Annotated in this window: 11 protein-coding genes; 3 read left to right on the top strand and 8 right to left on the bottom strand. The window is 73.5% G+C overall.

Annotated features, from left to right (window positions below; translation table 11 throughout):
- Positions 1–127: 127 nt before the first annotated feature.
- Entirely contained in the window at positions 128–1,531 is a 1,404-nt protein-coding gene (locus tag FGE12_RS29475; protein WP_153869989.1) for a sigma-54 dependent transcriptional regulator, read from the bottom strand.
- A gap of 58 nt (positions 1,532–1,589) precedes the next feature.
- On the opposite strand from FGE12_RS29475, the gene FGE12_RS29470 reads away from it, so the two are divergent.
- Positions 1,590–2,186 (top strand): NUDIX hydrolase, encoded by a 597-nt coding sequence (locus tag FGE12_RS29470; RefSeq protein ID WP_153869988.1) that lies wholly within the window; start codon positions 1,590–1,592, stop codon positions 2,184–2,186.
- Between the two features lie 27 nt (positions 2,187–2,213).
- On the opposite strand, the gene FGE12_RS29465 is transcribed toward FGE12_RS29470, so the two are convergent.
- The 5 genes from FGE12_RS29465 to FGE12_RS29445 form a co-directional block, all read right to left on the bottom strand.
- The gene (locus tag FGE12_RS29465) at positions 2,214–3,467 is read right to left on the bottom strand and encodes an AI-2E family transporter (protein ID WP_153869987.1); all 1,254 of its coding nucleotides are present in this window, start codon (positions 3,465–3,467) and stop codon (positions 2,214–2,216) included.
- Positions 3,468–3,566: 99 nt separating this feature from the next.
- Positions 3,567–5,009, bottom strand: a complete 1,443-nt coding sequence (locus FGE12_RS29460) for an ATP-binding protein (protein ID WP_194798408.1) — start codon at positions 5,007–5,009, stop codon at positions 3,567–3,569.
- 31 nt (positions 5,010–5,040) lie between these two features.
- Entirely contained in the window at positions 5,041–5,412 is a 372-nt protein-coding gene (locus FGE12_RS29455) for a response regulator (RefSeq protein ID WP_153869986.1), read from the bottom strand.
- The gene (locus FGE12_RS29450) at positions 5,409–5,687 is read right to left on the bottom strand and encodes a hypothetical protein (protein WP_153869985.1); all 279 of its coding nucleotides are present in this window, start codon (positions 5,685–5,687) and stop codon (positions 5,409–5,411) included. Before FGE12_RS29450 ends, FGE12_RS29455 begins: the two co-directional genes overlap by 4 nt.
- Positions 5,688–5,888: 201 nt before the next feature.
- Positions 5,889–10,199 (bottom strand): collagen binding domain-containing protein, encoded by a 4,311-nt coding sequence (locus FGE12_RS29445; RefSeq protein WP_153869984.1) that lies wholly within the window; start codon positions 10,197–10,199, stop codon positions 5,889–5,891.
- Between the two features lie 153 nt (positions 10,200–10,352).
- Here FGE12_RS29445 and FGE12_RS29440 point away from each other — a divergent pair, with 153 nt between their 5' ends.
- Together FGE12_RS29440 and xrtK are read left to right on the top strand one after the other, a co-directional pair.
- The gene (locus tag FGE12_RS29440; protein ID WP_153869983.1) at positions 10,353–12,356 is read left to right on the top strand and encodes a VIT domain-containing protein; all 2,004 of its coding nucleotides are present in this window, start codon (positions 10,353–10,355) and stop codon (positions 12,354–12,356) included.
- A 32-nt stretch (positions 12,357–12,388) separates the two neighbouring features.
- Positions 12,389–13,114, top strand: coding sequence for an exosortase K (gene xrtK, locus FGE12_RS29435; RefSeq protein WP_153869982.1), 726 nt, complete (start codon positions 12,389–12,391; stop codon positions 13,112–13,114).
- A gap of 101 nt (positions 13,115–13,215) precedes the next feature.
- Here the strand turns inward: xrtK and FGE12_RS29430 are convergent, their stop codons facing one another.
- Together FGE12_RS29430 and radA are read right to left on the bottom strand one after the other, a co-directional pair.
- On the bottom strand, positions 13,216–14,385 hold the full coding sequence (locus FGE12_RS29430) for a hypothetical protein (RefSeq protein WP_153869981.1): 1,170 nt from the start codon (positions 14,383–14,385) through the stop codon (positions 13,216–13,218).
- A gap of 230 nt (positions 14,386–14,615) precedes the next feature.
- Positions 14,616–15,980, bottom strand: a complete 1,365-nt coding sequence (gene radA / locus FGE12_RS29425; protein WP_153869980.1) for a DNA repair protein RadA — start codon at positions 15,978–15,980, stop codon at positions 14,616–14,618.
- Between the last annotated feature and the right edge of the window lie 109 nt (positions 15,981–16,089).

The following is a 16,089-nucleotide window of genomic DNA, read 5'->3' as shown; positions in this document are numbered from 1 at the left end:
GAAGTCCGGGGGGTTGGCCGCCGGCCTGCCCCGGGGTCTGGGGCAGGAGGCCGGGGGCGGACGGCAAAAAGTCGCGGGGCGGCGGATTTCCGAGGGGGGTGGGCGCGGGAGGGGCGCGCACCCGCACCTACTCGTGCGGCTCGCCGCGGGGCAGGAAGCCGTACTTCTCCAGCTTGTAGTACAGCGCGCTCGTCTTGATCCCGAGCAGCCGCGCCGTCTCGGTCTTCACCCCGCCCGCGCGCTCGTAGGCGCGCGCGATGAGCTGGCGCTCGAGGTCCTCGAGGATGTCCGGCAGCGGCCGGTCCCCGGAGGGCACGGGCAGGGCCCCGAGCGCGCGCGAGGGCGCGGCGGGGGCGAGGTGCGAGGGGAGGTCCGCCTCGGTGAGCAGCTCGCCCTCGGCGAACACCAGCGCCTGCTCCACCACGTTCTCCAGCTCGCGCACGTTGCCCGGCCAGGCGTGGCGCGCGAGCGCCGCGAGCGCGCCCTCGGTGAGCCCCTGCACGCGCCGGTTCACGCGCGGGCCGTGCTTCTGCACGAAGTGGCGCGCGAGCAGCGGCAGATCCTCGGGGCGCTCGCGCAAGGGCGGCACGGTGAGCGGCACCACGTGCATGCGGTAGTAGAGGTCCTCGCGGAAGCGCCCCGCCTTCACCTCCGCCTGCAGGTCGCGGTGGGTGGCGCTCACCACGCGCACGTCCACGTGCAGCGTCTCCTCGCCGCCCACGCGCTCGAAGGTGCGCTCCTGCAGCACGCGCAAGAGCTTCGTCTGCACGCTCGCGGGAATCTCCCCCACCTCGTCGAGGAAGAGGGTGCCGCCGTCCGCGAGCTCGAAGCGCCCGAGCTTGCGGCGCACCGCGCCGGTGAAGGCGCCGCGCTCGTGGCCGAACAGCTCGCTCTCCAGGAGGCTCTCGGCGAGCGCCGCGCAGTGCACCACCACGAAGGGGCCGTCCTTGCGCGGGGAGAGCGTGTGCAGCAGCCGCGCCACCAGCTCCTTGCCGGTGCCGCTCTCGCCGCGCACCAGCACGGTGGCGTCCGTGGCGGCCGCGCGCCGCACCTGGGCGAGCAGCCGCTGCACGGGCTCGCTCTCGCCCACCATGGCGCCGTGGCCCGCCGCCGCGTCCACCGCGAGCGCCTGCGCGTGCGCGCTCAGGCGCTCCACCTGCTTGCGCGTGGACGCGAGCTCCAGCCCCTTGTCCACCTTCGCGCGCAGCACCTCGGGGCTGAAGGGCTTGGTGATGAAGTCGAAGGCGCCCTCCTGCATCGCGCGCACGGCCGTCTCGATGGTGCCGAACGCCGTCACCACCAGCACCACCGCCTGCGGCGCCTGGGCGCGCAGCGCGTGGGTGAAGGCGATGCCGTCCATGCCGTCCATCTTGAGGTCCGTCACCACCAGGTCGAAGGGGGCCTTGGTGTAGGCGGCGAGCCCCTCGCTGGCGCTCTTCACCGCGGAGACGGAGTGGCCCGCGCGGGTGAGGGTGAGGGTCATGCCCTCGCGCAGGCTGTCGTGGTCATCGATGACGAGGATGCGGGCCATGGCGCTCCAGTGGTGCAGGCTTCCCGCCTCCGCGTCAACCCCGGGCTAGAGTGCGTCCATGCCCGCCGACGCGCTCGTCCAGCTCCTCGCCCAGCACCGCCCCGCAGACCCGAAGGAGGCGGGAGACCTCGAGCGCATGCGCGAGTGCGCGCGCTCGCTCGCCGAGCCCTTCAGCCGCGCGCAGGCCGACGCGCACTTCACCGGCAGCGCCGTGGTCACCGACCCCGCGGGGCGCCACGTGGTGCTCGTGCACCACGCGAAGCTGCACCGCTGGCTGCAGCCCGGCGGCCACGCGGACCCGCAGGACGGAGGCCAGATGCAGGCCACCGCGCTGCGCGAGGCGCAGGAGGAGACCGGCTGCCGCGTCTTCCTCCACCCGTTCGCCCCCGAGCCCCTGGACGTGGACGTGCACAGCATCCCCGCGCGCCGCGACGAGCCCGAGCACCACCACCTGGACGTGCGCTTCCTCGTGGTGGCCGAGGACCCGGAGCAGCTCGCGCACGACCCGGCCGAGTCCTTCGGGGCGCAGTGGCTCTCCTGGGACGAGGCGCTCGCGCGCGCGGACGAGGCGCCCCTGCGCCGGCTGCTCGAGAAGGCGCGCGCCGTGGCCGAGAAGTCCCCTCTCCCGCTGGGAGCGGGGCAGGGTGGGGGATGAGCCGAGGGCAGTGCGGCCTCACCGGGCTCACGGCGCCTTGCGGGGCGCTGCCTTCGCGCCCTCCTCGCCCGCGGTGACCGGCACGTCCTCCGCGTCCTCCTGCCGGGCCGCGTCCTCCTGGCGGATGTCGTCGGCGATCTGCACGGCGATCTGCGCCGCCTCGCTCGCGGGCGCCCCGGCCGCCGCCCGCGCGTACTCGCGCTCGGCGCGCGCGTCGCGGTGGCGCAGCGCCGGGTCGTCCCCGTCCTCTCCCGGCAGCTCCAGGCGCAGCTCGCGGATGGCCATGAACAGGCCCGCGGCCACCGGCAGCGCGAGCAGCGCGCCGAGGATGCCCAGCAGGATGCCGCCGCACAGCAGCGCGAGGATGACGGCGGAGGCGGGCAGGCGCAGCGCGCGCCCGTACACGCGCGGCACCAGCACCCGGCTCTCGAACTCCTGGTAGGCGAGCATCGCCGCGAGCACCACCAGCGCGGGCCCGGTGCCGCGCGAGAGCGCGCCGAGCACCGCCGGGGTGGTGGCCAGGACGGCCCCGATGAAGGGCAGCACGTCCGTGAGCCCCGCGAACACCGCGAGCGCGAGCGCGTTGGGCACGCGGAAGGCGAGCAGCAGCGCGAGCGCGAACACGGTGATGCACGCCGAGGTGATGATCTGGCCGCGCATGTAGCCGCCCACGATGGTCTGCAGGTTGAGCAGGATGCGCGCGGCGCGCACGTGGTAGCGGCGCGGCATCAGCGCGTAGAGCGCGCCGCGCGTGCGCTCCGGATCCACGAGGAAGTAGAACGAGAGGAAGATGCAGGTGAAGCCGTAGCCCAGCAGCTCCACCGCCCTGCCGGAGAGCGCGAGCACCTGCGTGCCCGCCACGCTCAGCGCCTCGGACGAGCCGCCCTGGCGCACCGTCTTCGCGAGCGACGCGAAGGGCCGGTGCACCTCGAGCCAGCGGGCCGCGGTCTCCTGGTAGCCGGGGGCGGCCTGCACCAGCTCCGTCACCTGCTTCACCAGCGCGGGCAGGGTGAGCACGCCCAGCAGCACCGCCACCACCAGCAGCCCGAAGAACAGCGCCGCCACCGCCCAGGGCCGGCGCAGGCCCCGCTCCTCGAGCCGGCCCACCAGCGGGTTGAGCGTGCCCACCAGCACCAGCGTCACCACCACGAGCAGCACCACCTCCCACAGCTCGCGGAAGAGCCAGATGCCCGCGGCAAAGGCGAGCAGCCGCCACAGCGTCCTCCAGGGCAGCTCGAGCCGCAGGGTGTGCACGACGCGTGGGGGGTCTTGCTCGGCCATGGGGCCTCCCCCGCGAAGATGGGACCGGGCCGAGGCCGGGACAACGGGCTGCCAGGCAGGCGTGCGGGCAGGGACCCCACCGCCCGCCTGGGCTCGGGCTCAGGACGCCAGGGGCAGTTGCAGGGTGAAGCAGGTGTCACCGGGGCGCGAGCGGAAGCTGAGCTCCCCGCCGTGCGCGCGCGCCACCTTGCGCGCGAGCGCGAGCCCCAGGCCGCTGCCCTTCTGCCGGGTGGTGAAGAAGGGCTCGAAGATGCGCGCCTGCAGCGCCTCGGGCACCCCGGGCCCCGCGTCCACCACGTGCACGCGGTAGAGCGCCCCCTCGCGCACGCCCTCCACGCGCACGGCGGCGCCCTCGGGGCTCGCCTGCACCGCGTTCTTCACCAGGTTCACCAGCGCGGCCACCAGCAGGCTGCCGTCCGCCTCGAGCACCGCCTCCTGCACCTGGACGTGGAGGCGCACCCCGCGCGCCTCGGCCTCCGCGCTCAAGAGCGCCACCGCCCCCTCCACCAGGTCCGGGGCGCCCAGGGGCGCGCGCTGCACGGGCTGCTCGCGCGCGAAGGCGAGGAAGTCCTCCACGATGCGCTGCAGGTAGGCGATCTCCGCCTGGATGCGCTGCACGTGCCCGGGCGCCGCGTCCTGCGCCCCCGCGCGCAGGTCCTCCTCGAGCAGGCCTGCGTACAGCGCGATGCCGCCCAGGGGGTTTCGCACCTCGTGCGCGACGCCCGCGAGCATCAGCTGCATCTGCCGGTCGCGCGCCTCCAGCGCCCCGCGCATGTGCTCCAGCTCGCGCGCGAGCACGCCGATCTCCCGGGTGGGCTCGGGGCGCACGGGGGTGGCGAGGTCGCCCCCGCCGATGCGCTCCGCCGCCGCCATCAGCCGGCGCAAGGGGCCGGAGAGCCCGCGCGCGGTGGCCACCGCCACCATCGCGAGCACCGCGAGCGCCACGGCGCTCAGCAGCGCGAAGGCGCGCGCGAGCCGGCGCAGCGGGCCGAAGAAGGCGGCGCTGCCCTCCACGCCCACCACCCCCACCACGCGCTCGCCCTGGCGCACCGGCGCATAGCCCGTCTTGTACAGCTGGCCGTCCGCGCCGCTGAAGAGCACCTGGCTCGCGGCGCGCCGCCCCGCGAGCACCGCCGCGAGCTCCAGGCGGTCTCGCGCGAGCTCGGGCAGCTCGGTGCCCACCGGCAGCCCGCCGCCCGCGTCCGCCCGCACGCGCCCCTCCACGTCCACCGCGAAGACGCGCCGCGCGCCGGCCGCCGCGCGCACCTCCTCGAGCACGCGCGCGAGGTTGCGCCAGGTGCGCGTGGGCGTGGGCGGCACGTCGTCTCCCGGCTCGATGGACAGCATGCGCTCGGCGCTCACCTGGCTCGCCGCGGTGGCCGCGAGCCCCGAGAGGCTCGCGCCCAGCTCCTCCTCCAGCAGCGCGCGCGCGAGCGCGTAGCCGGCGGCGCCCGTGAGCAGCAGGAACACCAGCGTGGGCAGGAGGAACGCGGCGAGCAGCCGCGCGGACAGCGACTGCAGGAGGGAGCTCGGGGAGCGCACGTGGGCCGCAAGCCTAGTGCAACACGCCCCGCTAGGGCGCGTGCGGGAAGCGCTGCGGGTCCAGCCAGTGCAGGAGCTCGCCGATGTCGTAGGGCTTGCGCAGCACGCGCGCCACCCCGTCCCCCGCGATGGGGCCCTCGTAGTAGGTGGTGACGAGCACCCGCAGCCCCTCGAGCGCGCCCTTCTCCGAGAGCCGCTGCAGCAGCCCCGCGCCCCCCAGCCGAGGCATCAGCCAGTCCAGCAGCACGGTGCAGGGGCGCGGCAGCACGGGCAGCAGCTCGAGCGCCTCCAGCCCGTCCGCCGCGGTGTGCACGGAGAAGCCTTCCTCCACGAGCACGTCCGCCAGCGCATCGCGCATGTCCGGGTCGTCCTCCACCAGCAGGATGGGCTCGGCGCTGCTCACGGCGCACGCTCCTGCACCGGCACCGCCCAGAAGGAGAGCTTCCCCTCGTGCACGCGCGCCGCGGTGCCCAGCGCGAACCAGCGGCCGTCGCGGCAGGTCCACACCGGCGTGGGCAGCTCGCCCTCGCTCTGCGCCTGCTCCCACTCCTCGCGGGTGAAGGCCGGGCCGTTGCCGCGCGCGTCCGCGCACAGCATCACCGCCTCGCGCTCGAGCGAGGGGTCGCGCGTGTGGATGACGTGCGTGGCAACGAAGGGCCTGGTGAAATCGAGTTGCATTGGCGCGCGCAGACTCGGGCTTTCGCGTGCGGGCCACGACAAAAAAATCACGCGCGTGCTCGGCCCCCGACTCGGGAGATGAAGTCTGTTCGGGGGCGATGTAGGTGTGTCCCACGGGCCCGAGGCGCGGGCCCGAGGGGCAGCTTGGACAAACTCTTGCGCCCTGCGGGCCCGGCGGACAGCGCCGAGAGGCGCTCGCGCTCAGGGGAGGTCCACGCGGAACGTGCCGCTGCGCTGCGGCTCGGTGTCGGGCGCCGAGGCGAGCGAGTAGAGGATGTGGCGCGCGTCGCGCGAGAAGTACGCGTGGTTGCCCTCTCCGTACGAGTACAGATAGGCCAGGTCGGAGTCGATCGCGAAGGAAGCGCCCGCGGGATTCTCCACCCAGAACAGGCCTGCGGCGGAGAACAGCGCGCGCGAGCCATCGGCGCTGAAGCCGGCCTGGCGCGCCTCCGGGCCAAGCCGCCGGGCGCCACTTCCGTCCAGCCGCACCGCGCTGAGGGAGGGGCGGCCGTCCGCGTCCTCGGAAGCCACGAGGAGGCGCTCGGCGGACGCGGCGTAGACGTTGACGGGGCGGCGCACGCGCACGTGGAGGTCCACGGCCTTGCCGGCCGCGAAGTCGAGCAGCACGAGGTCCCCTCCGGTGAGGTCCACGTTGTGCAGTGCGAGCGTGCGCACGTCGTCGAGGTTGCGCACCTCGGGCGCGAAGCCCGTGCCGAAGCTGCGCACCGTGCCGGCGCCGGGATTCAGCTCGGAGAGGGCGCCGTCGGCGTCCGAGACGAAGAGGGGGCGAGCGTAGGGAGGCCAGGCGTAGGCCGGAGGCACTGCCGCGTGCACCCCCGTGAGCAGCGTGCTCAGCCCGCTGCCTTCCCGGAAGGCGTGCAGGGTGAGCACGTCCTGGCCCGTCACGTAGGTAAAGCCGTCCGCGGAGGCGCGGAAGTCGCGGGCGCCTGCCTCCAGGTTCGTGACGACGCCGGAGTCCAGGTCCACGGCGAAGGTGGTGCCGCGATAGGTGTTCCCGGTGCCGATCCGGTCGAGCGGCGGACGGTCCCACTGGTACAGGCGCTCGAGCACCGTCTTCGTGCCCAGCTGGGCGTCGGTGAGGAGCAGCGTCTGCTCGTTCCCTTCGCTGCTCAACATCAGGCCCCAGCGCCCATCCGCGCCCAGCCTCCCGTCGGTCCAGAGCGGGTCGAGCGTGAGCACGCGCGGCGTGCCCGGGCCGAACTGCACGTGCAGGCTGCGGGCAGTGTACAGGTACCACTCGTAGCGCCGCGCGTAGGCGCCGAGCTCTCCGGGCCCCTGCGCGACCAGTTCGTAGTTTCCGGGCACGACGAGGCGCTGTCGGGTGCGCAGGTCGTAGAAGGCGGTGCAGCCCGAGCCGGACGGCGCGTCCGCGGTGCAGCGCCAGGCTTCCGTGGTGGTTGCCGCCTGAGTCCACGTGAAGGCCACCAGGTTGCCCTGGGCCGTCAGCGAGAAGCCCGGGCTGCTGGAGGCGACATCGCTCGGCTTCGGGCCGGGCATCACCTCGTGGACGGCGCCCCGCTCCAGGTCCACGACTAGGGAGCGGATGCCCGCGGTCCCAGCGCAGTAGCCCGCCCAGACGTGCCCATTCGTGGAGACGCGGGCCTCGATCCAGATATCTCCTGTGCAGAAGGGGGTGCTCTCGCCCGCGGTGCCGACCCGCGCTCCGCGCGGGCCCTCCGCCTCGCTCCAGGTCGCGCCGTCGCCCGCGAGACGTGCGTCCCGCAGCGCCTGTGTGCTTAGCACGCGCGCGGTGCGGCTTCGGCGGTCATACCCCGTGAGCACGCCGGGGTTGCCCGTGTTGCAGAGCGCGGCCTCGGGATTGGCGACGACCAGCGCCCCCGGGCACGCGGTCACGGAGGTGGCGGCGTCGAAGCGCAGCTCTCGTACCTCGGCCGGAGCGAGCGTGGACACCAGTGCCCGCCGCCCGTCCTCGTCCACGTCGCTGATGAGGGCGTGCTCGGCGAGCAGGGTCACGGCTCCGGTGGCCGGGGCGACGGCCGAGTAGCTCAACAGGGTGCTCGTGCGCTCCGGTGCGTGCCCGACCCGCGCGAAGCTCAGGTCCGGCGCGACGAAGAGCGTGGTGACGGCTGTGACCAGCGGTGTGACGGTGCCCTGCGCGAAGTCGATCCGCTGCAGCGTCCAGCTCCACGGCTCGGGCGCCGTCACGTCGTCCACCGCCAGCGCCAGGGCCCAAGTTCCGGACGGGCTCACGTAGGCTTTCTCGAACCAGCCACTCGCCACGCCACCCTGACGCACGAAGCGGTGCAGGATCCGGTATTGGCCATTCGCTCCCGCGCAGTTGCCGCCGAAGTCGACCTGGTACCAGGTGCTGCCTGCACCGCGCGCGAACTGCGTCGTGACCTGGGGGCCGAGCGCGACAGCCGGGCAGGGGCGGGTGGCCAGCAGCTCGCCCACGGTGCTATCGGGGCGCAGGGTGTAGAGGTCGCCTGCGGACGTGCGCAGGACAAGCTCCGCGGGAAGCTGCCAGGCCTGGGTGACCGGATCGCCCGCGGGCGTCACCGCGTCCAGCGCGCCGGTCCGCAGGTTGCTGCGCATCATCGAGGTGCCCGCCTGCACGGAGGCGTAGGTGCCCGTCGCATCGAAGCTGAACGGCCAGATCATCGTGTTCGCGAGCGTCACGAAGCCACCCGTCCCCACCTCGTAGGCGTAGGTGCTGGGCTGCCCTCCGTCCACGAAGTTGAGGACGGCGCGGTCCTGGGCCGGCGTGAAGACGGCGCGGTAGAGGGGTCGCGCATCCAGCCGCGTTCCGCGCCGAAGGGTGGTGCTCGCGGGCCGAAACACGCCGGACGCCGCGACGACGTTCTCGAGTCGCGCCTCGGCGAAGCCGGGGGCCGTCAGCGTGAGGGCGTAGATGCCGCCGGGCACGCTCGCGAAGGCGTAGCGCCCGGCCGCGTCGGTGGTCGTGGTCAGCAGCGCCGTCCCCTCGGGCCCCAGGAGCTTCGCGGTGATGCCGGCGTGGCTCGGCGCGCCGAGCAGGAACGCGCTGCCCTCTACGGCACCCGCGCCGGGGGCGGGAGCGCCGGGCGCGAGCGTGAGGGTGGGCACGGACGCCACCTGGCCCACCGTGACCACGACGCCCTCGGCGCGCGCAGGCTCGTAGCCCACCCGCATCGCGACGAGCGGGTAGGTGCCCGGCAGCACGCCCGTCAGCGAGTAGTGGCCCTCAGCATCCGTGTAGCCCACGTACGAGGTCCCGGAGAGGAAGACGGTGGTGTTGGCCAGGTCCGCGCGCGCATCCCCGAGCAGGACCTGCCCGTGCACGCTGCCCACCGGATCCGGCACCGCAGGGACGCGCTCGAGGTCCAGCGTGGGCGCGACGGTGTCCCCGCCCGCGGCCACCGCCAGCGCCTCCTGCCGCTGCGAGGTGAAGCCGTTCGCCGCGGCGACGAGCGCGTAGTTGCCCGGCACCACGCTGCCCAGGAGGAACGCGCCGGTCTCGTCGGTGTAGGTGATGCGGTCGGTGCCCTCCAGGTAGACGAGGCTGCCCGCATTGCCGCTGGCTGCGCCCGCGCGGGTGACGCGCCCCACCACGCGCCCGAAGGGGCTGGAGCTGGCGTCGAGCGGAGCGAGCGCAGGCAGCGTCACGCGGGTGCTCTGGCCCGCCTCGGCGAGGAAGGGCGCGGAGCTGCGCGTCACGTAGCCCGGCTTCGCCATCACCAGCGTGTACGTGCCGGGCAGCACCGGCGCGAGCGTGAAGCTCCCGTCCGCGGCGCTCAGCGCCGAGAGGCTGGTGCCCGCGAGGAACACGGTCACTCCGCCGTGATCGTTGGCGCCGACCAGCTGCACCTGCCCCGTCACCGCTCCGCTCGCGTTGCCCACGGGCGCGAGGCGGAGGGTCCCGACGTCCACCGTCTGCCCGGCCTCGAGCCGCAGCGCGCCCACGCGCGCCATGCCGAAGCCCAGGTGCTGGGCGCTGAGCGCATAGGTGCCCGGCGCGATCCCCTCCAGGAGGAAGTCACCGTTGGAGGCGCTGAAGGCCACGTGGCCCGTGCCCTCGAGGTACACCTGCACGCCGGCGCTGTCGGTGCTGGCACCGTCCAGCAGCACCTTGCCCTGCAGCCGCGCGGTGCTCGCGGGGGGCGGCTGGAGGCGCTCGAGGCGCAGCGCGCCGGCGGTGGCACTCGCGCCAGCACTCACCGTCACACTGCTGCGCTGCGGGCCGTAGCCGGGGGAGCGTGCCTCAAGCGCGTAGGTGCCGGGCGGGAGCCGGCTCAGCGTGAAGGCGCCGTCCTCGGCGGTCGTCGCCGCCTGGTCGGTGCCGAGCACCAGCACCGAGATGCCGCCGTGCGCAGTCTGGTCCGCGTAGGTGGCGGTGCCGCTCACGCGTCCGACGGCCTCGACGCACACCCCGGCCTCGGCGACGAAGCCCGCGGGGCACTGCATCGCCACCGGCTCGCTCCTGCTGCAGCCCGCGAGGACACCGAGCATCGCGAGGAGGAAGTACGAGCCGACGTTCCGGCACAGCGACATGGGCGCTCCAGGAACCTGCCGCGGAGGCGCGGCAAAAGTCTGGAAGACTTAGCACACCTCGCATTCCCCGGCGACCTTCACCCGGGCCGCTTTCCGGGGTGCGGCCGCACGGCCGCGCCGCGCGCTGGCGCAGCCGATGCACTGGGAGGGGGCATGCGCCCACATGCCCTCACTGCCCTCCTGCTGCTCTTCGCCCCGGTTGCCCTCGCCGCCGCGCCGCCGGACAAGACCCTGTCCCCCTACTTCTTCGTGGAGGGTGCGGAGGGCACCGACGCGCTCCCGCTCAAGGACACCTCCGCGCAGCTGGAGGTCACGGGCGTCATCGCGCGGGTGAAGGTGACGCAGGTCTACGCCAACGAGGGGCAGGTGCCCCTGCACGCCCGCTACGTCTTCCCGGCCTCCACCCGCGCCGCGGTGAACGCGATGCGGATGCGGCTCGGCGACCGCACCATCGAGGCGCGCATCCGCGAGAAGCAGGCCGCGCGCGCGGAGTTCGCGAAGGCGAAGCGCGAGGGCAAGAGCGCCTCCCTGCTCGAGCAGGAGCGCCCCAACGTCTTCACCATGGACGTGGCCAACGTGCTGCCCGGAGACCGCATCGAGGTGGAGCTCGAGTACACCGAGCTGCTGGTGCCCACTGAGGGCATCTACGAGCTCGTCTTCCCCACGGTGGTGGGCCCGCGCTACTCGAACCAGACGGAGGAGAGGGCATCCGAGGAAGCGAAGTGGGTGCAGAGCCCGTACCTGCACGAGGGCAAGGCCCCCACGTACGGCTTCCACCTGAGCGGCCGCATCTCGAGCGCGCTGCCCCTGCGCGACCTGTCCGTCCCCAGCCACGCGGTGGACCTGCGCTGGAACGGCAGCAGCGAGGTGGGCTTCGCGCTGAAGCCCACGGAGCTCGCCGGCGGCAACCGCGACTTCGTGCTGCGCTACCGCCTCACGGGCGAGCGCATCGAGTCCGGGCTGATGCTGCAGCAGGGCGGTCCGGAGAACTTCTTCCTCCTCCTGTTGGAGCCGCCCGCGCGCGTGCGCCCCGAGCAGCTGCCTCCGCGCGAGTACGTGTACATCCTCGACGTCTCGGGCTCGATGCGCGGCTTCCCGCTGGAGACGGCGAAGCGGGTGATGCGCGAGCTGGCCGCCGGCATGCGGCCGCAGGACTCCTTCAACGTGGTGCTCTTCTCCGGCGCCCACGCGCTGATGGCGCCGCGCTCGGTGCCCGCCACGGCCGAGAACGTGGAGCGCGCGATGAACCTCATCGACTCGCAGAGCGGGGGCGGCGGGACGGAGCTGCTGCCCGCGCTCGAGGAGGCGCTCGCGCTGCCCGCGGCGCCGGGTGTCGCGCGCAGCTTCGTGGTCGTGACGGACGGCTTCATCAGCCAGGAGCGCGGCGTGTTCGAGCACATCCGCAAGAACCTGAACCAGGCGAACGTCTTCTCCTTCGGCATCGGCTCCTCGGTGAACCGCTACCTCGTGGACGGCGTGGCCAAGGCGGGCGGCGGCGAGCCCTTCGTCGTCACCACGCCGGAGGAGGCGCGCACGGAGGTGACGCGCTTTCGCAAGTACATCGAGTCGCCCGTGCTCACGGACATCCGCGTGTCCTACGAGGGCTTCGAGGCCTACGACCTCGAGCCGCCCGCGCTGCCGGACCTGCTGGCGAGCCGCCCTCTCGTCATCTTCGGCAAGTGGCGCGGCAAGCCCCAGGGCCGCATCACCGTGCGCGGCGTGAGCGGGGAGGGTCCCTTCGTGCGCAGCGTGGACGTGGCCGCGAGCAAGCCCTCCACCGAGTACTCCGCGCTGCGCTACCTGTGGGCGCGCGCCCGCATCTCGGCGCTCTCGGACTTCAACCTCAACCAGGAGTCGGACGACGAGAAGCAGGAGGTGACCCGGCTCGGGCTCCAGTACAACCTGCTCACCCGCTTCACCTCCTTCATCGCCGTGCACGAGCAGGTGCGGCGCACCCCCGCGCAAGGGGAGGGCAAGGACGTGAAGCAGCCCCTGCCGCTCCCCGAGGGCGTGAGCGACGCCGCCGTGGGCGAGCCCCCGGTGCAGTACGGCGCGGAGCCGGAGCTCACGGGGCTCGCGCTCTTCGCCCTCACCCTGCTCGGCGTCACCGCCGCCCTGCGCCGCCGGGCCGGATTCGAAACGAGGAGGGCAGGGTGAGCCCGGCAAGTCCCCTCTCCCGCTGGGAGAGGGTGAGGGATTACCGGCCTGCGCACCGTCGAGCTGTCGCACTCCTCCTCCTCACGCTCCTCTTCGCTTCGGGCCTCGGCCTGAAGGCGCACGCGGCGCGCACGGACGCCCGCGGCCTGCGCTGGCTCCTCGCGCCCACCGCCACACTCGTGACGAGCGTGAGCGGAGTGCCCTTCGAGGACGAGGGCGGCGCGGGCCTGCTCAACCGCGAGCGGCGCTTCGCCATCGTGCCGGCCTGCGCCGGGGTGAACTTCCTGGTGGTGGCGCTGTGGACGCTGGGCTTCGGCTTCGTGCGCGCGCAGGCCTCGCCCGAGCGAAACGCAGCGGTCGCGACGCTGTCCGCCGCCGGCTCCTACGCCATGACGCTGCTCGCCAACACGGCGCGCATCCTCGGCGCGCTCGCGCTGCATGCGCGAGCGCAGTCCCTCGCGGGGCTCTCGCCCGCCGAGCTGCACCGGCTCGAGGGGATCGGCGTGTACCTCGTGGCACTGTGCGCGGTCTTCTGGCTCGCCTCGCGCCTCGCCGGCGAGCCGCTGCGGCTCGCCCTGCCACTCTGCTGCTACCTCGCGGTGACGCTCGGGCTCCCGCTGCTGCGCGGCGCTCCAGGAGGCCCGCTCTTCTGGCGCCACGCCGCGTGGGTGTTCGCCGGCGCTGCGCTCGTGGCCATCGTAGCGTGGGGACTCTCACGGCGTACGAGCCTCACCTCCTTGGGGCCTCGCTCGAATTGAGCGCGATGCTGTGCGTGCCCAAGCGGCGCGGGGCGCCCAATTCAAGTGGCTTGCATCCGCCGTAACCCCGCTGCCGCGTGTGCTCTCTCAGTTCCGCGCGCTCAGCGGATGCGCACCGCGTCCGCGATGACGACGCTCCCATTGCCGGCCCAACGCGAGACGCGGATGCGGTTCCAGCCGCGGGTGAACTTGAAGCTGCCCAGCGCATTCCAGCGGCCGCCGTTGAGCTGCTGGTTCGCGGTGACGCTGCCCACCTGCACGCCCGCGGCGTTGACCGCGAGGAAGGGCGTCGCGCTGGAACGGTTGCTGCCCGCCGTCCACCACGCGTCCACGGTGCGGGTGGCGTCCGCGGAGAGGTAGAACCAGAAGTCCGCCGCGTCGCTCACGCTGGCCACGCTCGCGTAGTAGTAGCCGGTGCCGTAGTAGCCCGCGGTGGAGGTGGCAGCGGTCCAGTTGGCCGAGACCTCCGAGCGCGCGAGCGCGGCGTCGTTCCGCGCGTTGTTGCTGTCCACGATGATGGTCGCGACGCTGCTGCTGCCCCAGGCGGCATCCGACTTGAAGTTCGCGTACAGCAGCGCGACGAGCGAGGAGCCGCCCCACTGGCTCGTGCCGCACTGGGCTGCATAGGCGCCCACCCAGGGCGTGTACGTGTAGAGCGCGGCGGTCGCGTTGTTCGCGGGCGTGACGCTGCAGGGGTCCAGGGTCTGCTTGGTGACGCCCTTCTTCCACCCGCTCACCGTGGCGCGCCCCACCTCGAGGTCCGCGAGGTAGCCGCGGAACTTCGCCGCCGAGCACTCCACCTGGTTGCCGAAACCCGCCCACGAGCCGTCGCAGCTGCCGCTGTCCGGGCACGCGCAGCCGGTCGCCTGGGCGAGGTTGTTCGAGGTGCCGCTGCGCACCAGCCCCGACTCGGCCTCGATGCGCGCGAGCATGTACACGGGGTTGATGCCGTAGGCCCGCGAGCGCTCCACCACCAGCGTGGCGGCGCTCTTGCCCCACGCGGGGTCGCTGTAGTGGGCGAGGTAGCTGCCCTTGGCGGTGAGGAAGCCCTGCACCTGCGCCACCGTCACCGTACTGCCGCCCGTGAGGTCCGCGTCGCTCATCAGGTTGTGCCGGTCCAGCGTGCCCAGCGCGGAGTCCAGCTGGACGAGCCCGGGGCTGCGCGGGTCCTCGGCGAGGTGGCCGCCGGTGAGCTCGGACTCGGAGGGGCCGCAGGCCGCGGCGAGGAGGAACAGACCCAGCGCGAGACGCGCACCCTGCTGCAGCCGCATGACGATCCCGGCGCGCGGTTACGGCGGGGCTCCGACCATCGGAGCGCCCGGAAGCCGCGCGAGCGGGGCGAGCGCAGAGCACGCACAGTGCCAGACCTGCGAAGGGGCCCTCCAGCGCCTCCGGGCGCTGCGGGGACGCGAAACTTCCGCGCCTCCTGCACGGGTCGTAAAGCCTCTTGGCAGTGCGGCTGACGCGGGCGGCGACAGTGGAGTGTCGCCTTCCCGGACAGCTAGTCGAACATCGCGCTCAGCGCCTCGGTGAGCGTCTCCACGCCCACCACGTGCAGGCGCTTCTCCTCGAGCCGCTTCGCGCTCCCCTTGGGCAGCACCACGCGCTTGAAGCCCATCTTCGCGGCCTCGGCGATGCGCGGCTCGGCCTGGCCCACGGCGCGCACCTCACCCGCGAGGCCCACCTCGCCGAGCACCAGCGTGTGCGGGTCCAGCGGGCGGTTCTGCAGGCTGCTCACCAGGGCAGCGCACACCGCGAGGTCGCAGGCGGGCTCGTTCAGGGTCATCCCGCCCGCCACGTTCACGAAGATGTCGCAGCCCACCAGCGGGATGTCCTCCTTCTTCTCCAGCACCGCGGCGAGCAGCGCCACGCGGTTGGTGTCCACGCCGATGGCGGTGCGCCGCGCGGTGCCGTAGCCGGTGGGGGCCACCAGCGCCTGCACCTCCACCAGCAGGGGCCGCGTGCCGTTGAGCGTGGAGGTCACCACGCTGCCGCTCTTGCCCGCGGGCCGCTCGCTGAGGAACAGCGCGCTCGGGTCGGCCACCTCGATGAGGCCCGCCCCCTTCATCTCGAAGACGCCGATCTCGTTCGTGGAGCCGAAGCGGTTCTTGTGCGCGCGCAGGATGCGGAACGGATGCCCGCGCTCGCCCTCGAAGTAGAGCACCGTGTCCACCATGTGCTCGAGCACGCGCGGGCCCGCGATGCTGCCGTCCTTCGTCACGTGGCCCACGAGGAAGGTGGGCACGCCGCTGCGCTTCGCGTACGCCATGAGGCGGCCCGCCACCTCGCGCACCTGCGAGATGCTGCCCGGGGCGCTGCCCAGCTCCGGCAGGTACATGGTCTGGATGGAGTCCACCACCAGGGCGCTGGGCTTGAGGGTCTCCGCCGCCGCGAGCACGCGGTCCGCGTCCGTCTCCGCGAAGAGGTGGATGCCGTGGCTCTCCACGCGCAGGCGCTCGGCGCGCATCTTCGTCTGGCGCAAGCTCTCCTCGCCCGAGACGTAGAGCACCGGGCCGTCCTTCGCGAGCCGGTCCAGGGCCGCGAGCAGGAGCGTGCTCTTGCCGATGCCGGGGTCACCGCCCAGCAGCACGAGGCTCCCGGCGACGACGCCCCCGCCCAGCACGCGGTCGAACTCGGCGATGCCGGTGCGCCGGCGCGCCTCCACCTCGGCGCTCACCTCGCGCAGCAGCACCGGCTTGCTCGCCCCACCCGAGGCGCCCCACGCCGGGCGCCGCTCGCTCTCCGGGGTGTCCTGCGCCTCCTCGAGGAGGCTGCTCCACGCGCCGCAGTCCGGGCACTTGCCCAGCCACTTCGCCGTCTGGTACCCGCACGCCTGGCAGGTGTAGTGCGTCTTCGCCTTCGCCATGCCGAGGGTTTAGCGCGTCCCCCTGACGCCTCCCGCCCCTTTTTCCAGCGCCCGGGCTCAGCAGGCGGCCAGGCGAGCGAAGCGGGCTCGCGGCTTGTCGCACGGAATA

This window comes from Aggregicoccus sp. 17bor-14, assembly GCF_009659535.1.
GTDB lineage: Bacteria > Myxococcota > Myxococcia > Myxococcales > Myxococcaceae > Aggregicoccus.
The sequence above is the reverse complement of the archived record's forward strand: the minus strand, read 5'-3'. Positions and strand labels throughout refer to the sequence as shown.